The organism is Streptococcus pluranimalium, assembly GCF_047785705.1.
Classification (GTDB): Bacteria; Bacillota; Bacilli; order Lactobacillales; family Streptococcaceae; genus Streptococcus; species Streptococcus pluranimalium_A.
Genome location: NZ_JBLOJV010000005.1, coordinates 37,279 through 58,629 on the forward strand (window position 1 = coordinate 37,279; position 21,351 = coordinate 58,629).

Below are 21,351 nucleotides of genomic sequence, written 5' to 3' on the forward strand. Positions count from 1 at the left end.
GTCAATTTTTTGTTGATATGACATTTCTCCATTCTCAAATATTTATTTCTTGCGACCTTAGTGTCAGCAGCCGATATTACTGCTGAAAGCGAGCTAGTGCATAAGCTAGGCAAGTCGCTTCTCAGCGATTGCCGTTTGTCAGTTCGACTGACAATATCTAGCCAGAGACTGATAAGTAACTTTCCTCCAACACTTCCCTTTGGTAGTGGGAAATAGAGGACTGAACAAACCTCGTATCGTTGGTATAAGCAGGTATCGTTATGTCACGAACAACAGAGGTCGCTCTCACAATATTTGATAAAACCATCATTTGCGGTAACTCTTCCAAAGCATAATGTGTTCTCAAAAATGCTTCAAAAGCTGCTAATTGGGATTGATGCTTTTGATAAAAATCCTGATAATTTTTTAGCTTCTCTTGGCTAGCCACCAGGTAATGAACATCCATCTATTTATACCTCATCATCATAAAAAACCACGTTTCTTCACTCCCATGCCTGACCGACATAGGGGCGTTAAAACGCGGTCCCACCCTATTTTATCACTTCATTATTTTTGAATTGTAGGCAAAAGTTCCAATTATGTCCCATTACCACTCGGCTCTCACTGTCCCGAACTCGCTTAAGGTTTTGACAAGACACAACCCTCTTTCTTGCGATTATTATAACAAAAAAAGGTGCAGCTGTCTAATTAAAGAGCAGATTCAAAAACTTTTTGCCCATCTAGGTAGGTTGCGACCAAGGCTAAATCCTTATCTAAAACAATGAAATCAGCAGCATAGCCCTCTGTCAGTTGACCGCAAACATGATCAATCCCAACAGACTTGGCTGGAACGTAAGAGGCCATCTTAATCGCTTCTTCAGGTGTGGCAATTCCCCAGTCCACAACGTTCTTTAGACCATCTTTTAGCTGCAAGATAGAGCCTGCCAAACTACCACTGTCTTTTAGACGTGCGGTACCATTTTCAACAATAACTGGAAATTCTCCCAGCATATAATCCCCATCAGGCTGACCACCTGCACGCATACAGTCAGTAATCAAGGCAACATGGTCACAGCCTTTCTCACGCATCAAGATTTCACTCGCAACTGATGAGACATGATGCCCATCAGTGATGAGCTCAGCATAGGTGTCTGGGATGTTGTAAACAGCACCCACCATGCCTGGCTCACGATGAGTCAAGCCACGCATACCATTATAAGCGTGAACCCAGACAGAAGCACCCGCCTCTACTGCTTTTTTTGCCTGCTCATAAGTAGCATTCGAATGTCCAAGTGCTACTGTAACACCCTGCTTAGTCACTGTCGAGACAAACTCTTCCACTCCTTGACGTTCTGGTGCTAGAGCGATTTTCTTAATACGTCCGCCTGCTGCCTTTTGCCATTTGTCAAATTCTTCTAAGCTTGGGTCAAACATATAGGCGGGGTTTTGCGCACCCTTATACTCCTCAGTGAAGTAGGGCCCCTCAAAGTAAATCCCTTGAATCTTGGCCCCTTTCACCTCATCTGCTACATCAGCAAGAACAGCTGATACTTTTTCTAACTGTTCAAAAGAAGAGGTCAAGGTTGTTGGTAAAAATGAGGTAACTCCTGTTGATAACAAGCCCTCACTCATAGCATGGATCCCGTCAGCAGAAGCATCCATCACATCCCAACCAGCAAAGCCATGAATATGAGTATCCACCAATCCTGGCGCAATTTGCTTGCCACTATAGTCTAAAATCTCACCGTCACTTGGCGCTTGACTTTGCCATGTGCCAAAAACACCGTCATTCAGAGGAAGGTAGCCTCCCTCCTTGACACCATCCACAAAATAAAATCGATCTGCTTTTAGGTATTGCATCATCTATGTACCCGCTTTCATCCTTTTCTCCTATTATACACTCTTTTGGGTAATTTTCAACTGGTCTATACCAAAAAAATCACCATTAAATTGGTCAAAAAATCATCAAAGCATCGCCAAATAAAACCTTAATGTCCCAGATAATCTTCCCAGATATGGTCAAAATGACTTAAGTTAAAGGCAAAACTGGCCTCATCTTCTAAGTAGCGACTGATGGTATCAAAGTCATCAGTGTGTTTAGGGAAGGTTGTGTCATCAAATGCCAAATCAGCTAGAAGCGCAACTGGATCATTAGCCTCAGAATGACGCTTTGTCATCAACCATGTGTAAAAGGATTTTCTCAATGCCAATTCTCCTCTAGAAACTGATGACGAATAGCACTTGAGGCTGCATAACGTTCTGGATTTTTTCGATAAAAGGCTTGATGGTAGGCTTCTGCCTCATAAAAAGTTTCAGCTGGCTCAATACTTGTGACGATGGGCTTATCAAAGCGACCAGAGGCTTGCAAAGCAGCTTTCGACTGTTCAGCGATGTCTTTTTGATGCTGATCACAATAGTAAATAACCGGACGATAATTATCACCACGATCTTCAAACTGACCAAAGGCATCTGTCGGATCTGTTTGTGCCCAATATAAGGCTACCAAATCCTCATAGCTTATTTTTTCAGGGTCAAAAATGATTTCAACAGCCTCTGTATGCCCTGTTTGGTGACGACATACTTCTTCGTAAGTCGGGTTTGGCACATGCCCTCCTGTATAGCCACTACGAACCGATAAAATGCCTTCTTGCTCTTCAAAAGGTTGCACCATACACCAGAAGCAACCACCTGCAAATATTGCTCTTTCCAAGGATTCTCCTCACTTTCTCTATATGAACTCATCAATCAGTGTCGTTCCCATGGCGTCTTGTTTGATTTTTTTAGCCTTCATCAAGCCACCTAGGGCTTTTTTGAACTGCCCTTTGGAAATCCCAAATGTTGCCATAATATCATCTGGGGCTGATTTGTCATTAAGCGTCATAAAACCACCATTTGATGCCAAGTAGGTCATGATCATCTGAGCATCATTTTCCAGCATCTCAAAGGAACGAGGCTTTAGGGACAGGTTCAAGGTGCGATCAATCTCACGAAAACCAATAACACGAGCATCAAGCACCTGACCCAGGCGTGGTTCTTGATAGCGCTCACTCGGATGAATAAAGCCTAGCATATTGTTGTCTGGTAGGTAAACAAAAGTACCCGATAGTTTGAGGCGGTAAACAATCGCTGGTAAATTCTGATTTTGCATGTTGTCATAGGCAGGACCAGCCATTTTTTGAAAAACATCCGCTTCAGCTGGTATGCCCCAGATGCGATCTTTATGGTCAACATCCAATCTTAGGTATAAGCGATCTCCTTTTTTAGGCCACAGTTCTTTCATCTCTGGCAAAAGGTCTAAGGAAACCACAATCTCCTTGTCTGGAATACCAGTATCAACAAAAACACCCAAATCACGACGCACATCACTGACTGTCCCCCAGCCATAGCTAGTTGTCGTTGACGATATCTCCTTAGTGGTCAAACGCACATTTTGTTTCATATCGGTATAGGCAAAGCCCTTGACCAACTCCCCAAGCTCATGCTCGCCTTCTTCTTTAGCAAGGGCAAATGTCACACCATCTTTTTGCACCATATAATAGTGCGTGTTTTCGTCTGTTATCAAGCCACTGATAACCGTTCCTAATAATGCCTTCATCTTATTTCTCGATTCTTCTTTACGAAAAAAGCAGTTGGACAAAATCGCCCATTCGGGTCTTTCATCACACCGCTTTTTTTGGTCATCCTCATCAACGCTTAAACGTCAAGGAGTTCTTTTTCTTTGTTAGCAACCATGCTATCAATATGCTTCACAGCATCATCAGTAGCTGCCTGGATATCTTTTTCGAGACCACGTAGCTGATCCTCGGTAATCTCGCTAGCTTTTTCTTGCTTTTTAGCATCATCCATGGCATCGCGACGGATATTACGAATGGCTACTTTTGAGTTTTCCCCGATTTTTTTCACTTCTTTAGCAAGATCTCGACGTGTCTCTTCAGTGAGAGGTGGAATCACCAAGCGAATAACAGATCCATCATTAGCAGGATTGATCCCAAGATCAGATTCATTGATGGCACGCTCAATGTCTTTGATCGACGATTTATCAAATGGTGAAATCAAAAGCACACGAGCCTCGGGTACAGTGATAGAAGCTAACTGGTTAAGCGGTGTCGGTGCTCCGTAATAGTCCACTTGAATACGGTCTAATAAACTGGCATTAGCACGTCCAGCACGAATCCCAGCCAACTCACGTGCCAATGATTGATGCGATTGTTCAAAGCGTTCTTTTGTGTTTGTAATAATGTCTGTTGTCATACCTTATCCTCTACTTTCTTATTCTGCTTTATTAGATACTGTGGTTCCGATATGCTCACCAAAAACCACACGTTTGATATTGCCTGGTTGATTCATGTTAAAGACAACCAAATCGATATCATTGTCCATCGAGATAGCTGATGCAGTGGCATCCATGATTTTAAGACCACGCTTAATCACTTCACCATGAGTTAATTCATCAAACTTAACAGCATCAGCATTGTGGCGTGGGTCATCATTATAAATGCCATCAACCCCGTTTTTAGCCATCAAAATGGCATCTGCCTCAATCTCCGCCGCACGAAGAGCCGCTGTTGTATCCGTTGAAAAGTAAGGTGAGCCAATACCTGCGCCAAAAATCACCACACGATCCTTTTCAAGATGACGTAGTGCGCGTCCACGAATATAGGGTTCTGCGACGTTATGCATCGCAATAGCTGTTTGAACGCGAGTATCAATCCCCTCTTGTTGAAGGCTATCAGCCATTACAAGGGCATTCATCACTGTCCCAAGCATACCCGTATAGTCTGCTTGCACACGATCCATACCAGCCTGAGCTGCTGGTTCGCCACGCCACAAGTTACCGCCTCCAATAACAAGAGCTACTTCAACACCAGACTCAGCAACTTCTTTAATCTCTCTGGCCATGGCCTGAACCGTCGGCAAGTCAATTCCTATACCACGTTCACCAGCCAAGGCCTCACCCGATAATTTTATCAAAACACGTTTATACTTTGGTTGAACCATGTTTTACTCCTCAATATTCATTGATAAGACATCTTCATCTTTACTATTTTATCATAAATTAAGGCTATTTAATAGTCTTATTATCTGAATGACTGGTTTAATTTTTACCGTTAACATGAGTTATAACATCAACCACAATCAAACTGAACTAGATGAAACCAGATTAGAATTAAAGGCTATTAGAAAACTTGTCAAAATTCCTTCTATCAATAACACCTGTCAGCATGAAACATTAAAAAGCCAAGACAAAAGTCTCTAGCTTTTCATGTGATATGTCTTAAAGTGAGTTAGGATCAACCTTGATACCAACACCTTGAGTAGTTGTTAGTGTCAAGTTTGTGATGTAAGTCCCTTTAGCTGTTGATGGTTTTGCTTTAACGATAACATCGTTAAGAGCTTTAAAGTTTTCAACCAATTTCTCGTCTTCAAATGATACTTTACCAATAAGCGCTTGAACGTTACCAGCTTTGTCAGCACGGTAAGTGATTTTACCACCTTTAGACTCTTCAACGGCTTTAGCAACATCCATCGTTACAGTACCAGTTTTAGGGTTTGGCATAAGGTTACGAGGTCCAAGAACACGTCCAAGACGACCAACAACTGCCATCATATCAGGTGTAGCGATAACAACGTCAAAGTCTAACCAACCACCTTGGATTTTTTGAACAAGATCATCTTCACCAACAAAGTCAGCACCAGCTGCTTTAGCTTCTTCAGCTTTCGCACCACGCGCAAAAACAAGAACGCGAGATGTTTTACCAGTTCCAGCGGGCAATACCATTGCACCACGGATTTGTTGGTCAGCCTTCTTAACATCGATGTTAAGGTTGTATGATACTTCAACTGTTGCATCAAATTTTGCGAAGTTTGTTGATTTAGCAAGCACTACAGCTTCTTCAACGCTGTAAGCTTTTGTGCTGTCAATTTTTTCAAGCGCAGCACGCATTTGTTTACTTTTTTTAGCCATTATAAAAATTCTCCTTGTCATGTGGTCATAGCGATTTTCATCTCCCACGTCACTCATCGAAAGAGGCGATGACGTTTAGCGGGCTCAGGGTTTCTTTACTGATTAGTCAGTAACAGTGAATCCCATAGAACGAGCAGTACCTTCAATCATACGCATAGCAGACTCAACTGACGCTGCGTTCAAATCTGGCATTTTAGTTTCAGCAATTTCTTGTACTTGTGCACGAGTAACTGATGCCACTTTCGTTTTGTTTGGCTCACCAGAACCTTTTTCAACACCTGCAGCTTTTTTCAAAAGAATAGCAGCTGGCGGTGTTTTTGTAACGAAATCAAATGATTTGTCTTCGTATACTGAGATAACAACAGGGATAATCATACCAGCTTGATCAGCTGTACGAGCGTTAAACTCTTTGGTGAATCCCATGATGTTGATACCTGCTTGACCAAGTGCTGGTCCAACTGGTGGAGCTGGTGTCGCTTTACCGGCAGGAATTTGAAGTTTTACAATGTTTTCGACTTTCTTAGCCATGAATAAAATCCTCCTATTGTGGTTTTGACGGTAATTAAAGATTTTTACCTCCCACAAGCACGCTATTACGCATACAAAAATTATTTTACCTTAAAAAACTATTTTTGACAAGCTTTTGACACTAAAAAATGAAGCCAGTCTTCCACAAAACTACCTGTTCTAGCAGCCAGCTGTCTTTTATGACAAATACTTGGCAAACAAAAGCTAGGTTATTGTTACAGTCTTAGAAAAGTCATTTACAAGTGTCATCAGAAAGGTTACAATAAGAATATGTCACCTACATTATTAAAAATGATCTATGCGGCCTTCTTAGGTCTAATCCCTATCTTTACCTTTATTTTATGTCGCCTATTACGGTTGAATAAGTTAAAGATAATCTTTACAGACTTAGCACTGCCTCTGTATGTTTTCATGATGGTTTATAGCTCTTCGGTATTTTTTGAACACAGTTTTTTCTTTCACTACCTTAGTATCATGTCAGTTTTGGCCATGTTTGTGGCTGTCTGGATTTACAAACGTCAGGGAGTTTTTCATTATTCCAGATGGTTTAAGGTTTTCTGGCGTATGGGATTTTTCGTTAGCTTCTTCTTTTACTTAGCCGTCCTGATTATTCTTTTTAAACAACCTTAAAAAGGAAATAGCTTTAAAATCATCACTCACTTCTTAAAAAAGTTTTCGAGGATCATTTAAGAGAGACTGGGCTTGCCCAGTCTCTCTTTTCATTATTCATGAATTTCAAGCGGTAGACCGTCTGGATCAAAGAAGAAGGCCATCTTTTTGCCATCAAAATCATCCAGACGTAAAGGCCCATGATGGATGCCTAAGCGGTCAAAAACTTCCAAGCAAGCCCTCACATCCGACACCTTGAATGCCAGATGGCGAAGACCCTGGTGTTCTGGATTGGGCAATGCAGGGCGCTTAGGGGCATCCGGTTTGATAAAAATTTCCAAAACAAGCTGACCTTGACGGACATTAAAGAGAATGTCTTTTTTTTCTGGGCGAAAATGTTCTTCTAATAACTCAAAGCCTAAAAGATCACAGTAAAAATGACGGGTCTTATCATAATCACTGCCAATAATGGCAATGTGATGAATGCAATCTAGTTTCATAACGACTCCTTTTGATGATTAGGTTGCAAAACCTTACGCGGTTTGGTGCCTTCTGCTGGTCCGATGACACCTGCTTCTTCTAACTCTTCCATGAGCCTAGTCGCACGATTGAAACCAACTGATAAACGACGTTGAATCATCGAAGCACTTGCTTTCTGTGTTTCTAGTACCAAAGCCTTAGCCTCTTCAAAGAGAGGATCTCCTTCGGAAGCTCCGCCACCACTCGAGCCTGTCATATCTGCCTCTGTCACTTCTCCTGGATCAAAAGAATCATCATACTCAACCTCTGCTTGAGCCTTAATAAAGGTCACGATGCTTTCGACTTCATCATCTGAGATAAAAGAACCTTGCAGACGCACGGGATGATTTTCATCGATGGGTTTAAAGAGCATATCGCCACGACCCAGTAATTTTTCAGCCCCGTTTTCATCCAAGATGGTTCGGCTATCCGTACCAGACGATACCGCAAAAGCCACACGAGATGGGACGTTAGCTTTGATCAAACCAGAGATGACATCAACCGACGGTCGCTGCGTGGCTAGGATCATGTGGATACCTGCTGCACGCGCTTTTTGTCCCAGACGAATAATGGCATCTTCCACTTCCTTACTGGCAACCATCATCAAGTCAGCCAATTCATCGACAATAACAACAATCAAAGGTAGCGGGATATGCTTCTCTTCTGATGTCGCATTCCAGGAATCCACTTTAGCATTGTAACCTGCAATATTTCGAACGCCAAATTGGCTAAAGAGTTCGTAACGGTTTTCCATTTCATCAACCACTTTTTGTAGGGCTTTGCTAGCCTTACGAGGATTGGTCACAACGGGAATGAGGAGATGAGGGATGTCATTGTAAACAGATAATTCCACCATCTTAGGATCAACCATAAGGAATTTAACCTGATCCGGACGAGCCTTCATCAAAATACTAGAAATAATCCCATTAACAGCGACGGATTTACCTGAACCTGTTGACCCGGCAACAAGGAGGTGGGGCATCTTGGAAAGATCGAAACTACGAGCAGTGCCATTAACAGCCTTACCGAGTGGGATTTCCAAGAGGTTTTCAGGTTTAGCACTGGATTGCTCCCAAAGCTCACGGAAGGAAACGGTCGCAATTTCTGAGTTAGGAACCTCAATACCGACCAAGGACTTTCCAGGTATGGGAGCTTCGATACGCACATCCTTCGCAGCTAAGGCAAGCGCCAAATCATCCGCTAGGTTTGAGATACGGTTAACGCGAACACCTACGGCTGGTTTGACCTCATACTTGGTAACAGATGGCCCAATCTCGGCTCGCTCTACCTTGACATCAATATTGAAGCTCTTAAAGGTATCTTCAAGGATTTTGATGTTTTGACGAACGATATTTTTTTCCTTTGCCTGACTTTTTGGCTTATCTGCCGCAAACAGATCAATGCCAGGTAGTTGGTAGTTGAGAGCTTCTTTTGCAGTAAAATCGACCGTCAGCTGCGGTTGAGATTGATTATCTAAGTTATCTAAATCAATACCCCCTAGCTCAGGATAAGATGGCTGGCGGGAGGCTTTGGGGGACTCAGGCATTAAAGGATCGACCGATTCGTCCTCTAACCCATAGCTAAGAATCTCAATTGCTGTCTCGGCTTGCGTTTCTTGAGCTTCATCTTTCTTAGGAGTCAGATCTTCTAAGATCTCACCCGTCTCCAAGTCAACATGAAGTGAGGCTAAGTGTTCTAACTGAGCTTTTTCGGCTTGTTCTTGCTCCTTTTTGGCTAAGGCTAATTGTCGCTTTTCTTCTCGACGCGCAAAACGTTCTTGCTTTTTAAGCTCGTGCTTAACCGACCATTCGTCACGCTTTTGGCGGCAAAATGCAAACAAATCATAAAGATCGTAAGGGCTGATGAGCAACAAACCCATCACAATAATCAAGAAACCAATGAAGAAGGAGCCGATATTCGTCAACAAAAAAGCTGTCGGCTTGTATAAAAGGGCACCAAACATCCCTCCCCCTAAAAACTGGGTTACGCTAAAATGACTGAGATCTCTATAGATTAAACGCGAGGTTGATTTAAAAACTTCCTGCCCCTGCAAAAAAGGTTGGGTGTAAAGATAGGCATGCCACTCTAAAAGAAGACCCACAAAGAGTGTGACAAGACCTGTCATCATCCCTTCGTGTCTTTGAAACCATTTAAAGCCAAATAAGTTCAAAAAGATTAAAACAATAGCTGGATAAGCCAAGCTGCCCACAAAAAAACGAATGATATTATAGACGGTTACCCCAAAAATCCCCAGACGAATCAATCCGAAGAAAAGAATAACACCTAATAAAACGCTAAGCATCATGCGTCTAATAGCCGCTTGCTTTGCGATTTCCGCCTTGGTGGGACGGCGTTTTTTAGTAGTCTTTGTTTTTGATGTTGATTTTGCCATGACACCATTATAGCATATTTAAAAAGAGGCTGAGATAAAAATCCCAACCCCACACATTTATTCATTTGATAAAAGAAACAAGCTGTCCTTATGCTTACCAGTTGTGCTCATCAACATTATCTTTTGTCACAAGGAAGATTGGTGAAACAGTTTGTTTCTCGACTTTTTTGCCTTGGTAGTGGTCAATGGCAGCTTGGATAGCGATTTCTCCCATTTTAGCTGGTTGTTGGGCGATAGTTGCTGACATGGCTCCTTTTTTGATGGAATCATGAGCATCTGGTTGACCATCAATCCCAACAATCAAAACATTTTCAAGTCCAGCTGCTTTGGCAGCTTGAGCTGCTCCCATAGCCATTTCATCATTTTGTGCAAAGATAGCTTGAACATCCTTATGACCTTGAATCATGTTTTGTGCCGTATTCAATGCTTTGGCACGGTCAAAGTTTGCAGATTGACTTGATAAAATATCAAGTTGGTCTTTAGCCACTTTATTAAAGCCATTGCCACGGTCTACAGTCGCTGAGGCTCCAGGGACACCTGACAATTCAAAAGTCTTAGCATCTTTACCCAATTCTTTGATAATATATTCAGCTGCCATCTTACCAGCTTCAACGTTATCTGAAGCAACTGTTGTCAAGACATCGCCACCGTTACTGCCACGGTCGATTAAGATAACAGGAATATTTGCTGAGTTAGCTGCTTTGATAGCTGGTACGATAGCATCTGAATCAACAGGATTAATCAAAATCGCATCGACATTTTGGCTAACAAAGTTTTGCACATCATCTGCTTGTCTTGCCGCATCATCTTGTGCATCCGCTACTTTTACCTTAACACTTTTATCTTTAGCATAGTTATCGATACCTTCTTTCATGGCTACGAAATAAGGATTATTAGTGGTTGAAATAGATACCCCAAGATTTAAATCTTTAGCTTCTTTTTTAGTAACTTCTTTATTTGAGTTGCTTGAGCCATTATCCAAGCCTGTTTTCCCACAGGCAGCTAAGATGATAAGAAGACTTAAAACAAGCAGTACACGGCCAAACTGTTTCATAATTTTCATGATAAACTCCTTTACTGATTAGCTACTTTCAAGCGATCCAGTAGCACGGCGATGAGAATAACAATACCTTTAACAACTTGTTGCCAGAAGGCTGAGACACCGATGATATTAAGACCATTATTGAGAACTCCGATAATAAGAGCACCAATTAAGGTTCCAACAATACGACCCTTTCCTCCTGACAGAGAAGTTCCTCCAAGAACAACAGCCGCAATAGCGTCCATCTCATAGCTAGCTCCCGCAGTTGGTTGAGCTGAACTTAATCGAGACGTAATAATTAATCCTGATAAAGCTGCCATCATTCCAGAAATGGTATAAATAATTATTTTTACTTTATTTAATTTAACACCTGAGATATACGCTGCTTTTTCATTACCTCCTATAGCGTATACAGATTTCCCAAATGCTGTTTTATGAAGTAACACATATAATAAAATAAAGACAAGGAACATCAAGATAACTGGAAACGGTATTCCAACAATATAACCTTGTCCAAGAAATTGGAAAAGAAAGCTATCACTAAGACCAGCTGTAATAGGATTACCGTTTGTATAGACCAAGGTAGCCCCTCTAAAAATAGTCATTGTAGCCAGTGTCACGATAAAGGGTGCCAATTTCCCAAAAGAAACCAAGAAACCATTCAAAAGTCCAAATAAGCCACCTAAAACTAATGCTAATACAATAGCCAAAGGCACAGGCACACCACTACCGATGAATCCTACTGATATGGCACTAGATAAGGCCAAAATAGATCCCACTGATAAATCAATACCACCTGTTAAGATAACAAAAGTCATCCCAAAAGCAATAAACCCATTAGCTGTTACTTGTAAGAGTAAGTTGAGTAAATTGTTGGTGGTTAAAAAATTGGGATTGAGCATTGTGATCACAACCATCAATGCCGCTAAGGCAATCAGAGTTGTTAATTCTGAGACATACTTCATTACTTGTTTCACACTATTATCCTCCTGTCGCAAGCTGCATGACTAATTCTTGGTTAGCTTCTGATTGACTAAGCTCTCCGCTGATACGTCCTTCATGCATAACGATAATACGATCGCTTACACCTAATATTTCTGGAAGGTCTGATGATACCATGATGATGGGAACACCTCTTTCTGCTAATTCATTCATCAATTGATAAATTTCTCGTTTAGCCCCAACATCGACACCCCGCGTTGGTTCGTCTAAAATCAATATTTTGGGAGCAATACCAATCCATTTAGCAAGGACTACTTTTTGTTGGTTACCACCCGATAGATTGCCAACAGGCAATTTTGGTGTTCCAGACTTGACTCGTAACCGTTCTATTAACTGATTCACAAATTCTGTACTGGTCTTGTCATCAAAAAATCCATGTCGGCTAAAATCTCTAGTACTGGGTAAGGTCATATTATCCTTAATCGAAAAATCCAGAATTAACCCTTCATCCTTTCGGTTTTCAGTCAAGAATCCAATCCCCTTTTCAATAGCTTGAACAGGATTGGCAATCGAAACTTCCTGACCGTCTATTTTAATCTGACCAGATTTTAAGGCATCAATGCCAAAAATAGCTCGCATGACTTCGGTTCGCCCGGCTCCCATCAATCCTGAAAAACCAAGAATTTCACCTTTTCTAACCTGAAAGGAAACATCTTCAAAGTCATTACCACTCAGATGACTAACTTCAAAAGCGACCTCTCCAATCTTAGCTGTCTTATCAGGATAATAGTCTTCTAATTCTCGACCCACCATTTTTTTAACCAACTCATCTGAGGTCGTTTCATTGGTTGGTGTCGTATCAACCACTAAGCCATCACGCATAACCGTGATTAGATCCGTTATTCTAAAAATTTCTTCCATACGGTGGGAAATGTAAACAATCCCAACCCCTTGTGCTTTCAGACTATTGATGATTGAAAAGAGACTCTCTGTCTCTCGGTCAGTCAAAGCTGCCGTCGGTTCGTCCATAATAAGGATGGAAACTTCTGATAACAAAGATTTAGCGATTTCAATCATTTGCTGCTGACCAACGGAAAGTTTTCCAATCTCAGCATTTAAGGGAATAGAGACCCCTAAACGCTCAAATGCCTGATTAGCTTTTTCTTTCATAGCTTTTTGGTTTAGTAGACCAAAACTATTTTTGATTTCCCGTCCTAGAAATAAGTTTTCCAAAACCGTCATATCTGACCAGGTATTCATCTCTTGATGGATAAAGCTGATACCAAATTCCTCTGCTTCTTGCGGATTGGCAAAAGCCATTTCTTTTCCGTCAATAGTAATCGTGCCTTTCGTTGCTGGAAACAAACCCGTTAAAATATTCATCAAGGTTGATTTACCAGCACCATTTTCTCCCATAAGAGCATGAACCTGTCCAGACTGTAAATCTAAGTCAATTTTTTCAAGAACTTTATTATTTCCAAATGATTTTGAAATGTTTCTCATTTCAATTTTCATGCCTTCACCTCGCTATAGAGTCACACCAGACTGCAAAATAATATTAGAATAAGGCGTATCTTCACCTGTTCGAACCACTGCTTTGACATGCTTATTAAGAGCTTTTAATTCTTCGTGACTGACGTAAACAATGTCAACATTAACGTCTAATTTTTTCAATACCTTCTCTAGCTGCTTAGGATTTTCCGTCTTAATTTCCTCAGCTAAAATCACTTTTTCAACTAATATATTGTCTAGATAGTTATCAAGGACATCTTGAAAACTTGGTAAGCCGTGTTTTAGAGCGAGATCGATTTTGCTAACACCATCAGGAACAGGCAAGCCTAAATCACCAATACAAACGCGATCTGTATGACCTAAATCAGCTGCCATTTTAGCCAAATTACTATTCAACAGCCCATGTTTCTTCATAATAACCACTCTCTTTCATTTCTTTTAAATAAGGCATCCCACCCTGTGCTCCAAAGCCCTGAACGGATAAGTGTGATGCTAAAGTTCCAAAAGCTACAGCGTCTTTAAAGGACATTCCTTTTGAAAGGGCGTAGCCAAATGCACCATTAAAGGTATCGCCAGCTCCTGTCGTATCAACAACTTCAGCTTTAATAGCAGGCACTTTTTGAATTTCCTTGCCGTCAAAGAAAATAGAACCCTTTGTTCCCAAAGTTACTAGGAGTTTATTAGGATAGTGTTTGATAACGTCTTCTATCTCTTGATTAGGAAATAGTTCTCTAATCTCATGTTCATTAGGAGTAAAGACATCTACAAAATCTAACATGTCAATATCTGTATCTCGCGAAGGTGCTGGATTATAGAGAACCTTAACACCATTTTGATGACAAAATTGCGCGATAGCTAAATTACTTGAATGACTGATCTCATTTTGTAAAACCACTAAATCAGCGTTTCTGATAATATCCCACTCACTGTCAAATTGACTGGCATCTACTTTTCCGTTGGCTCCCGGACTATAGATAATGCGATTATCATCATCGTAAAGTGTAATTTGCGCAACACCTGTTGAATATGGTATCGTTCCCACATTTTCGGAAATAACCCGATTTTGATTTAAATTGTCTAGGAGGCTAGGTCCAAACTGATCCTGTCCTACAGCTCCCAACATTTCAATATGATCGTCTTTAGAACTCAGACGACCAATGGCCACCGCCTGGTTAGCGCCTTTGCCACCAGGTACCATGGAGAACTGTTTTCCAAAAACAGTCTCGCCTGCTTCTGCAATACGATCTGTTTCCATGACCAAGTCCATGGAGATACTGCCAATAATAACGATTTTACTCATATGTCCTCCTTAAGGTTTCTCTTTCAATGTATCTTACTGGTAACTGCACTCTTTTTTCTTCTACCGGTAACTGATTGGCAATTTTATAAATCAATTCAGCTGCTTCTTGTCCAAGCCTATAAGAAGACTGATGAATCGTTGATAAGGATGGGTAAATAAATCGACTCATCAAGATATCATCATAGCCAATAATCTGAATATCTTCAGGTATCTTTTTCCCACGCGATAATATCTCATGAATATAAGCTATCGCATGGACATCAGAAGGCGCCATAATACTATCACAATCAGGGTTTTGATCTAGCATGATCTCAGCTTCTTTTTGAATGGCATCGAAGTCGAAAGATTGACTGTCGGATATAGCTGTCGGTATCTGTTTGTCTTTCAAATAACGAAGCCCCGCTTCAAATCTCTGATTGATACTCTGCGCACCATCAGAAGGTCCTCTAACTAACAAAACCTTACTAGTGCCCGCTTGAACAATTTTCTCAGCAGCTAAACGACCACCTGCTTGATTATCTGAGAAGACACCGTACTCTGTTTCTTGATCAACCCTATCGACAACAACTACTGGAATATCCAGATCAGGATGTGTTTTTGTAAAATCATGCGTTGTGATAATGCCTGCCGCCTTGGTTTGGAGTAAAACGTTTAAATAATCTTCATCTAAAACTTCTCCTTCACCAATATTTCCCAGCATAACGCGATAGCCACGTTCTTTTAAAAACTCTTCAGCACCCCTAGCAAGACGGGGGAAAAATGGATTTGAAATATCTGGCAGTAACAAACCGACTAGTTGATTGCGTTGTGATTTTAAGGATTGCGCTAAGACATTAGGGCTGTAATTTAAGGTCTGAATAGCCTTTTTTATCTTTTGTTGAGCGTCCTGTCCCACATAACCCTTTTGAGAAATATAACGAGATACTGTTGATTTTGATACACCAGCTTCTTCTGCAACTTCTTTTATCGTAACCAAAGACAACCTCCTCCCTTTTTGTGGAACCGTTCTCATATTTTTATTGTAACCGTTTTCTTTTGATTTGTCAATGTTTTTCTAAACAATTGAATGATTAAATTAGTATTCAATGTATTTCAGAAAGAGACCTAAAATAAAACTATGAAATCAATAATAATTTATAGTACAAGTATTTTATTAATTATTAAAAAAACTACCGTCAACAGATAATCCTTATAAAAAATTAGTTTTTGATTTTGAATGAGTATAAGTTTAGCTTTCGTATCATGACTTTAGTAGAATATTTTGGTGATTAGATTTTTTTCGAGACTATTATACTGTTTATTGAGACTAGGCTTATATGAGTAATTAAAATCTCTAATAGACTTCCTGCGAAACAAAGCTGTGATAAACTATATTTAATTGAAACAAGAACAGGACAAAAGTGCCTCAAGAAAAGTATCGCAATTTGGCAATACTTTTCTGAGGTATTTTTTAATTTGAGCCCATGTTTTCTCAATGGGATTATACTCAGGTGAGTAAGGAGGAAGTGGTAAAAGTCTATGACCCTGCTCCTTGCATAACTCTTTTAGCTTACTCATCCGATGAAACCTTGCATTGTCCATAATGATAACAGATGGTCTATCTAAAGTGGGCAGTAAGAATGTTTTAAACCAAGCTTCGAAAAAGTCACTAGTCATGGTTTCTTTGTAGGTCATTGGGGCTATAATCTCACCGTTTATAAGACCTGCGACTAAAGATATCCGCTGGAATCTTCTTCCAGAGACCTGACCAGTGATCAACTGACCTTTCAAAGATCGACCATATTCTCGATGAAAATATATCTCAAACCCTGTCTCGTCAATATAAACAGGTGTCAAGTGACTTAAGTTATTAAATTCTTTAAGGAACTGATTTACTTTCTCAGGATCTTGTTCATAGTAGGTACAGCTCTTTTTTTTCGAGTATAACCCATAGCTTTGAGAGCGTAATGAATAGCTGTTGGATGGCAACCAAATTCAGAAGCTATTTCAGTCAAAAAAGCATCTGGATGAGCTTCAAGATAGTTCTTTAATTTTTCTCTATCAACTTTTCTTGGTTTGGTTCCCTTAACTTGGTGATGAAGCTCGCCAGTAGTCTCCATTAATTTTAGCCATTGATAGATGGTGTTGCGTGAAATATCGAAAACAACAGATGCTTCAGTAATACTGCCTGTTTTCTCACAGTATGCGAGAACTTTTTTACGAAAATCTAATGAATATGCCATAAATACATTATACCACAAATGTACTGTTTTTGTTTCATTTCGCTATACTTTTAGCAAGCGCTGATTTTTGGGGTTATAGATTTTGGAAGATGTTAAAGACAGAGAGGCAGACAAGTACTAGCATCAAGCCAATATAGCAGCGCTCCACTGTTTTTTCGGTCATTTTTTGATTGAGGAGCGTGCCTAGAAAGGCTCCTAGAACAGCCGCAAGCATTAAGAAGGGCACGATGGTCAAAGGGTAGCTTAAAAATGTTCGGGTAAATACCGTCGTTGCTAGGTTGGATAGCTGGGAAAAAAAGATGGTGGCAATAGAGTAAGCGGCCGCTTCTTTCATGCTCAAGGAAAATAACCACATCAAGAGTGCCACGTTGAGTGGACCACCACCAATCCCAAGAAAAACTGATAAGGCTCCCAAAAATAACCCTACCATAAAGACCATCACAGGATTATCCAAATGATAAGACCGAAGTCGTGGCTTCATCAAGGTATAGAGCAAAATGATAAGTAAAGTCGCAAACAAAAGCGATGCTTGAATAAGGCTGACCTGCCGTGCGTGGAGCTGAGCAACGGCGAAGGCGAACAGTCGATCTCCTAATAGACCACCTAAAATAGAGCCCACCGATATGCTACTAAGAAGCCGCCACTTAAAGACAAAGCCTCTAACCATTTGCTTATAAATCGTGACCAAGCACATCGTAAACACCGCGACCGATGAATAAAAGCTAATCGTCGTTGGCCCATCTAGCCCGATAGCATCAAAGAGTGGCTTGATGATAACACCACCACCAAGACCCGTAATAGCACCAATCATCGTGGCAACTAACACAATAAGAACATAAAGTATCATCGCTAATCCTTTTCTTTATACGCCAGCTTAAGAGGTTGCTCTGAGGTAGTCAATCGCTTCTTGAACGTTTTTGACAGGAACAATTGTCATCTTTGTCTTGATGCGTTTTGCTGCTTCTTTGGCTTCTTGATAGTTGGTTTTAGCATCTGGATGCTCTTTCAGATAAGCTTTCGGGACTGGGTTATTGGGAACAAAGAAAATATCTACCCCATCCTTGGCAGCTGAGACAACCTTTTTGCCAGTACCACCAATATCACCGACAGAGCCATCTTTTTCAATCGTACCAGTTCCTGCAATCATGCGGCCTTTACGCAGATCTTCGGTATTGATTTGATCTAAAATATCTAGTGTAAACATCAAGCCAGCGCTAGGGCCACCGACATTACCTGTCGAAAAATCAACTGGAATCTTGGTATCTACTGCCGTATGATCAACTAAGCCAATACCGATACCATTTTTACCATTATCCAACTTGATAATCTTCCCTGAGGCTTCTTTGGCTTGATTGTTTGATAGGTATTGAACCGTTACGGGATCGCCAAGGGTTTGCTTACTGACATAGTCAATCAGCTCTTTTGAACTCTCAAAGGTATTCCCATTAACACCTGTCACCGTATCAGCAAGTCCTAAAATCCCTTTAAATGTTGATTGTTTAGAAACATCTAGGACATAGACACCAAAGTATGTCAACTCAACAGGCTTTTCTGCTAGTTTAAAGGCTTGATAGATCGCCTCATGCTGAGACGTTTCCATGTAAAACTGATTAAGACGGAGGTACTCCTCCTCAGTATAGCGACCTAGACTCTCCTTGGCTGTCGAAACATCTGTGAAAGGGGTTAGCCAGGCATAAACCAAGCCAGCAAAAGTAGCACGCATTTGTGAGATGGCCACAAAACGATAGGAACCCTTAGCCTTATCCACTTTGTTGTCAACCTGCAAGACCTGACGAATGTCGTATGCCCCGCCTGGCATTTCAATGTAGTAAGGAAGGGGCAAGAATAAGGCCAGCATTAGTAATAAGGCTGATCCAACTCCTAAGAGCCACCACTTGAGTGTTGATTTTTGAGGCATTGCTTCGATGCCTTTAATGTCTTGTTTAGTCATAGTTCTTCTCCACTTTTTCAACGACAGAATTGGGAACAAAATCCGAAATCGCTGCCTTAAAATAAATCAATTCTCTAATACGACTAGAGCTCACTTCTTGCCATTGATTGGCCGACATGAGATAGACCGTGTCAATTTTCGGGTTTAAACGCTTGTTGTAAAATTCCAAGTTCACTTCGTAGGTCAAGTCATTGCCATTTCTGAGCCCACGCACCAAATGTGTCACCTCAAGATCAGCTGCAACAGCAACCGCCAAGCTGTTATTAGCAGTGATCACCTTGACATTGGCAAGCTCTTTTAGAGCCTCTTCCAGCATGTCTTGACGATCATCAATACTGAACAAGCCTTCTTTTTCTTTGTTGTAAAAAATCCCAACATAGAGCTGGTCAAACAACTGACTGGCACGCGCAATCAAATCCACATGCCCCAAAGTCACGGGGTCAAAAGATCCTGTAAACAAGCCAATTTTCTTATCTGACATAGACCGTCACCTTACTCATTCCGTAAATTTTTTGTTTCCAAACCCCAAAGGCTGAGATTTCTTTTGGCAATGCAACCATCTTGTCAGTTTCACAAACAATCATGACATCCTCAGCCAGTAACTGCCTATCTTCTAGCTCAGTCACAACAGCAACAATCTGCTCCTTAGCGTAGGGAGGGTCTAAGAAAACAAGGTCAAAGTGTCCAGATAGCTGACTAAGGGCTTTTTTAGCATCCATTTTCAGCAGTTGAAATTGTTTCTCTGACTTTGTTATTTTTATATTTGCTTGGACAATGGCTTGCGCAGAACGATCCCTTTCGACCAAAACAGCCTGTGTCATACCCCGAGAAATGGCTTCGATAGCCAAACCACCACTACCAGCATATAGGTCCAGCACACGTCCTTCCTCAAAAAAAGGTCCAATCATATTAAACATCGCTCCCTTGACCTTATCCGTCGTGGGACGAGTCGTCTTACCCGCTAAGGTCTTTAAGGGGCGTCCACCAAATTCACCTGCTACTATTCTCATAATGTTTTCTATTATAACAAAATTCTCTGAGATTTTTCGTCACTAACGTGCTATAATAACAAATACATTTTATAGAACAAGGAAAACCATGACAAGATTTGCACTCATTATCAACCAACAATCAGGAAAAAAAGACAAAGACCAGCTAGTTGAAGTCATCATTCATTTCCTCAAAACACAGGGAATTCCTGAAACAGCTATCACAAGCTACTACCCTACCTCTCCCAAGGAAACACTTGATATGGCTAGAAAGGCCTGCCTCAATCGGTTCGATCGGATTATTCCTCTAGGGGGAGATGGTACGGTAAAACTGGTTTGTGCTGGTATTTATGAGGGTGGCGGTTACTCTCGCCTAGGGCTTATCCCAACTGGCACGGTCAATAATTTAGCCAAGGCTCTGGGTATTCCTCTCAATACTCAAAAAGCCCTCGAAACGCTCTTTTCAGGGAGAGAAAAAGCGATTGATATGGCTAAGGTCAATGATCACTACATGATTAGCAGCTTGACCCTAGGGCTTATGGCAGATATGGCACTGTCTGTCACGCCTGAAAGCAAACGCCGCTATGGTGCTCTGGCCTTTATCAAGGCTGGTTGGAAGGTCTTTTTGCGCCGTCGCTCCTATCGTGTGCAGGTCACCTCTGACCAAAAGTCACAAGCGCTTAAAACAAAGCTGCTCTTGGTCACTATGAGTAATACTGTGGCTGGTTTACCTGGCTTTAACCAAAAAGATACCGTAGACGATGGTTTTTTTACGGTATATACGCTGAGACGCACTCACTTTATCCGATTTTTCCTTTACTTCTTTTTGCGTATTGGAGCCTTTAATCGTTTCAGACACTGGGACTCTTTTCAGGCTTCTGAACTACGTTTAATCAACAGCCGCAAGAAAAGCAAAAACAACCCAAACATTCGTATTGATGGTGATCCTGCAGGCAAATTACCAGCAGTCATCAAAATAATCCCAAAAGCCATAACCGTTATCGTACCTAGTAACTCAAAACAAGCAGAAACATAATAGGTTTGAAAACATAGGTTACGCATCATAACGAAATACCCTTGGTTTGCTTCGTCTCGTGATCAGTCTGTGGGTAGCAAAAAAGAGCGGGACAAGTATCGCCTTCTATGAGGTCATTGATGTTTGTCTTGCTCTTTATTTTTTTGGTTTTTGGGTTAGGTTATTCCTAAGTTTTTTCTAGTGATTGGCTTTCCAGTCTTTGTTGATCTTGGGTTTGCCATCGGTGTCATATAGGACGGTCATGGCAATCCCGTCTTTAACATATTCGACACCCGTTTCTTGATCAACCACGATTAAAGATCCTGAGTTCGTCCGAATGTATTCAAAACGACTATTGCTTTTCTTTGATTTGTTAAACATCACTC

Annotated in this window: 25 protein-coding genes; 2 read left to right on the forward strand and 23 right to left on the reverse strand. The window is 41.0% G+C overall.

Annotated elements, in window-relative coordinates:
- Positions 1–157: 157 nt before the first annotated feature.
- From ACMZ6Z_RS02240 to rplK, 9 genes are all read right to left on the reverse strand, one after another.
- Positions 158–445, reverse strand: a complete 288-nt coding sequence (locus ACMZ6Z_RS02240) for a hypothetical protein (RefSeq protein WP_416131037.1) — start codon at positions 443–445, stop codon at positions 158–160.
- 242 nt (positions 446–687) lie between these two features.
- Positions 688–1,842, reverse strand: a complete 1,155-nt coding sequence (nagA, locus tag ACMZ6Z_RS02245) for an N-acetylglucosamine-6-phosphate deacetylase (RefSeq protein WP_416131038.1) — start codon at positions 1,840–1,842, stop codon at positions 688–690.
- A 125-nt stretch (positions 1,843–1,967) separates the two neighbouring features.
- Positions 1,968–2,183, reverse strand: coding sequence for a YozE family protein (locus ACMZ6Z_RS02250; RefSeq protein WP_416131039.1), 216 nt, complete (start codon positions 2,181–2,183; stop codon positions 1,968–1,970).
- Positions 2,180–2,689 carry a peptide-methionine (S)-S-oxide reductase MsrA gene (gene msrA, locus ACMZ6Z_RS02255; protein ID WP_416131040.1) on the reverse strand — a complete coding sequence of 170 codons (510 nt, stop codon included), beginning with the start codon at positions 2,687–2,689 and terminating at the stop codon, positions 2,180–2,182. The genes ACMZ6Z_RS02250 and msrA overlap by 4 nt, the downstream gene beginning before the upstream one ends.
- 18 nt (positions 2,690–2,707) lie before the next feature.
- The gene (locus ACMZ6Z_RS02260) at positions 2,708–3,574 is read right to left on the reverse strand and encodes a S1 RNA-binding domain-containing protein (RefSeq protein ID WP_416131041.1); all 867 of its coding nucleotides are present in this window, start codon (positions 3,572–3,574) and stop codon (positions 2,708–2,710) included.
- 98 nt (positions 3,575–3,672) lie between these two features.
- Positions 3,673–4,230, reverse strand: a complete 558-nt coding sequence (gene frr / locus ACMZ6Z_RS02265; protein WP_416131042.1) for a ribosome recycling factor — start codon at positions 4,228–4,230, stop codon at positions 3,673–3,675.
- A gap of 18 nt (positions 4,231–4,248) precedes the next feature.
- Positions 4,249–4,977, reverse strand: a complete 729-nt coding sequence (gene pyrH / locus ACMZ6Z_RS02270) for a UMP kinase (protein ID WP_416131043.1) — start codon at positions 4,975–4,977, stop codon at positions 4,249–4,251.
- Between the two features lie 277 nt (positions 4,978–5,254).
- Entirely contained in the window at positions 5,255–5,944 is a 690-nt protein-coding gene (gene rplA, locus ACMZ6Z_RS02275) for a 50S ribosomal protein L1 (RefSeq protein WP_017770022.1), read from the reverse strand.
- 102 nt (positions 5,945–6,046) lie between these two features.
- Positions 6,047–6,472 (reverse strand): 50S ribosomal protein L11, encoded by a 426-nt coding sequence (rplK, locus tag ACMZ6Z_RS02280; protein WP_416131044.1) that lies wholly within the window; start codon positions 6,470–6,472, stop codon positions 6,047–6,049.
- Positions 6,473–6,763: 291 nt separating this feature from the next.
- Between rplK and ACMZ6Z_RS02285 the strand changes: the two genes are divergently transcribed.
- Complete coding sequence (locus tag ACMZ6Z_RS02285) at positions 6,764–7,102, forward strand: DUF3397 family protein (RefSeq protein ID WP_416131089.1); 339 nt, start codon at positions 6,764–6,766, stop codon at positions 7,100–7,102.
- Between the two features lie 92 nt (positions 7,103–7,194).
- Here ACMZ6Z_RS02285 and ACMZ6Z_RS02290 read toward each other — a convergent pair whose 3' ends face one another.
- From ACMZ6Z_RS02290 to rsmD, 13 genes are all read right to left on the reverse strand, one after another.
- Positions 7,195–7,581 carry a VOC family protein gene (locus ACMZ6Z_RS02290; protein WP_416131045.1) on the reverse strand — a complete coding sequence of 129 codons (387 nt, stop codon included), beginning with the start codon at positions 7,579–7,581 and terminating at the stop codon, positions 7,195–7,197.
- A complete protein-coding gene (locus ACMZ6Z_RS02295) occupies positions 7,578–9,992 on the reverse strand; it encodes a DNA translocase FtsK (RefSeq protein WP_416131046.1) in 2,415 nt (804 codons plus the stop codon). The genes ACMZ6Z_RS02290 and ACMZ6Z_RS02295 overlap by 4 nt, the downstream gene beginning before the upstream one ends.
- 94 nt (positions 9,993–10,086) lie before the next feature.
- Positions 10,087–11,055, reverse strand: coding sequence for a substrate-binding domain-containing protein (locus ACMZ6Z_RS02300; protein WP_416131047.1), 969 nt, complete (start codon positions 11,053–11,055; stop codon positions 10,087–10,089).
- An 11-nt stretch (positions 11,056–11,066) separates the two neighbouring features.
- Entirely contained in the window at positions 11,067–12,011 is a 945-nt protein-coding gene (locus ACMZ6Z_RS02305; protein ID WP_416131048.1) for an ABC transporter permease subunit, read from the reverse strand.
- Between the two features lie 4 nt (positions 12,012–12,015).
- Positions 12,016–13,491 (reverse strand): sugar ABC transporter ATP-binding protein, encoded by a 1,476-nt coding sequence (locus ACMZ6Z_RS02310; protein WP_416131049.1) that lies wholly within the window; start codon positions 13,489–13,491, stop codon positions 12,016–12,018.
- A gap of 12 nt (positions 13,492–13,503) precedes the next feature.
- Positions 13,504–13,902, reverse strand: a complete 399-nt coding sequence (rbsD, locus tag ACMZ6Z_RS02315; RefSeq protein ID WP_416131050.1) for a D-ribose pyranase — start codon at positions 13,900–13,902, stop codon at positions 13,504–13,506.
- Positions 13,877–14,788, reverse strand: a complete 912-nt coding sequence (gene rbsK / locus ACMZ6Z_RS02320) for a ribokinase (RefSeq protein WP_416131051.1) — start codon at positions 14,786–14,788, stop codon at positions 13,877–13,879. Before rbsK ends, rbsD begins: the two co-directional genes overlap by 26 nt.
- A complete protein-coding gene (locus ACMZ6Z_RS02325) occupies positions 14,781–15,764 on the reverse strand; it encodes a LacI family DNA-binding transcriptional regulator (RefSeq protein WP_416131052.1) in 984 nt (327 codons plus the stop codon). The genes rbsK and ACMZ6Z_RS02325 overlap by 8 nt, the downstream gene beginning before the upstream one ends.
- 398 nt (positions 15,765–16,162) lie before the next feature.
- A protein-coding gene (locus ACMZ6Z_RS02330; protein ID WP_416131053.1) for an IS630 family transposase occupies positions 16,163–17,010 on the reverse strand; the annotation gives its coding sequence in 2 pieces (ribosomal slippage) (positions 16,163–16,707 and positions 16,707–17,010; 849 coding nt in all).
- A 73-nt stretch (positions 17,011–17,083) separates the two neighbouring features.
- Complete coding sequence (locus tag ACMZ6Z_RS02335; protein WP_416131054.1) at positions 17,084–17,857, reverse strand: sulfite exporter TauE/SafE family protein; 774 nt, start codon at positions 17,855–17,857, stop codon at positions 17,084–17,086.
- A gap of 27 nt (positions 17,858–17,884) precedes the next feature.
- On the reverse strand, positions 17,885–18,928 hold the full coding sequence (locus tag ACMZ6Z_RS02340; protein ID WP_416131090.1) for a SepM family pheromone-processing serine protease: 1,044 nt from the start codon (positions 18,926–18,928) through the stop codon (positions 17,885–17,887).
- Positions 18,929–18,953: 25 nt separating this feature from the next.
- Positions 18,954–19,442 (reverse strand): pantetheine-phosphate adenylyltransferase, encoded by a 489-nt coding sequence (gene coaD, locus ACMZ6Z_RS02345; protein ID WP_416131055.1) that lies wholly within the window; start codon positions 19,440–19,442, stop codon positions 18,954–18,956.
- Positions 19,432–19,971: a 16S rRNA (guanine(966)-N(2))-methyltransferase RsmD gene (gene rsmD, locus ACMZ6Z_RS02350; RefSeq protein WP_416131056.1), complete on the reverse strand. Its 540-nt coding sequence runs from the start codon at positions 19,969–19,971 to the stop codon at positions 19,432–19,434. The genes coaD and rsmD overlap by 11 nt, the downstream gene beginning before the upstream one ends.
- Before the next feature lie 88 nt (positions 19,972–20,059).
- Here rsmD and ACMZ6Z_RS02355 point away from each other — a divergent pair, with 88 nt between their 5' ends.
- Positions 20,060–20,986, forward strand: a complete 927-nt coding sequence (locus ACMZ6Z_RS02355) for a diacylglycerol/lipid kinase family protein (RefSeq protein WP_416131057.1) — start codon at positions 20,060–20,062, stop codon at positions 20,984–20,986.
- Between the two features lie 177 nt (positions 20,987–21,163).
- Here ACMZ6Z_RS02355 and ACMZ6Z_RS02360 read toward each other — a convergent pair whose 3' ends face one another.
- Positions 21,164–21,346, reverse strand: coding sequence for a DUF6440 family protein (locus tag ACMZ6Z_RS02360; protein ID WP_416131058.1), 183 nt, complete (start codon positions 21,344–21,346; stop codon positions 21,164–21,166).
- Between the last annotated feature and the right edge of the window lie 5 nt (positions 21,347–21,351).

Excerpts from the sequence above, each read along its gene's own strand:
- ACMZ6Z_RS02240 (WP_416131037.1), bottom strand. The coding sequence starts at position 445 with ATGGATGTTCATTACCTGGTGGCTAGCCAAGAGAAGCTAAAAAATTAT.
- nagA (WP_416131038.1), bottom strand. The coding sequence starts at position 1,842 with ATGATGCAATACCTAAAAGCAGATCGATTTTATTTTGTGGATGGTGTC.
- ACMZ6Z_RS02260 (WP_416131041.1), bottom strand. The coding sequence starts at position 3,574 with ATGAAGGCATTATTAGGAACGGTTATCAGTGGCTTGATAACAGACGAA.
- frr (WP_416131042.1), bottom strand. The coding sequence starts at position 4,230 with ATGACAACAGACATTATTACAAACACAAAAGAACGCTTTGAACAATCG.
- pyrH (WP_416131043.1), bottom strand. The coding sequence starts at position 4,977 with ATGGTTCAACCAAAGTATAAACGTGTTTTGATAAAATTATCGGGTGAG.
- rplA (WP_017770022.1), bottom strand. The coding sequence starts at position 5,944 with ATGGCTAAAAAAAGTAAACAAATGCGTGCTGCGCTTGAAAAAATTGAC.
- rplK (WP_416131044.1), bottom strand. The coding sequence starts at position 6,472 with ATGGCTAAGAAAGTCGAAAACATTGTAAAACTTCAAATTCCTGCCGGT.
- ACMZ6Z_RS02285 (WP_416131089.1), top strand. The coding sequence starts at position 6,764 with ATGATCTATGCGGCCTTCTTAGGTCTAATCCCTATCTTTACCTTTATT.
- ACMZ6Z_RS02290 (WP_416131045.1), bottom strand. The coding sequence starts at position 7,581 with ATGAAACTAGATTGCATTCATCACATTGCCATTATTGGCAGTGATTAT.
- ACMZ6Z_RS02295 (WP_416131046.1), bottom strand. The coding sequence starts at position 9,992 with ATGGCAAAATCAACATCAAAAACAAAGACTACTAAAAAACGCCGTCCC.
- ACMZ6Z_RS02300 (WP_416131047.1), bottom strand. The coding sequence starts at position 11,055 with ATGAAAATTATGAAACAGTTTGGCCGTGTACTGCTTGTTTTAAGTCTT.
- ACMZ6Z_RS02310 (WP_416131049.1), bottom strand. The coding sequence starts at position 13,491 with ATGAAAATTGAAATGAGAAACATTTCAAAATCATTTGGAAATAATAAA.
- rbsD (WP_416131050.1), bottom strand. The coding sequence starts at position 13,902 with ATGAAGAAACATGGGCTGTTGAATAGTAATTTGGCTAAAATGGCAGCT.
- rbsK (WP_416131051.1), bottom strand. The coding sequence starts at position 14,788 with ATGAGTAAAATCGTTATTATTGGCAGTATCTCCATGGACTTGGTCATG.
- ACMZ6Z_RS02335 (WP_416131054.1), bottom strand. The coding sequence starts at position 17,857 with ATGATACTTTATGTTCTTATTGTGTTAGTTGCCACGATGATTGGTGCT.
- ACMZ6Z_RS02340 (WP_416131090.1), bottom strand. The coding sequence starts at position 18,928 with ATGCCTCAAAAATCAACACTCAAGTGGTGGCTCTTAGGAGTTGGATCA.
- coaD (WP_416131055.1), bottom strand. The coding sequence starts at position 19,442 with ATGTCAGATAAGAAAATTGGCTTGTTTACAGGATCTTTTGACCCCGTG.
- rsmD (WP_416131056.1), bottom strand. The coding sequence starts at position 19,971 with ATGAGAATAGTAGCAGGTGAATTTGGTGGACGCCCCTTAAAGACCTTA.
- ACMZ6Z_RS02355 (WP_416131057.1), top strand. The coding sequence starts at position 20,060 with ATGACAAGATTTGCACTCATTATCAACCAACAATCAGGAAAAAAAGAC.
- ACMZ6Z_RS02360 (WP_416131058.1), bottom strand. The coding sequence starts at position 21,346 with ATGTTTAACAAATCAAAGAAAAGCAATAGTCGTTTTGAATACATTCGG.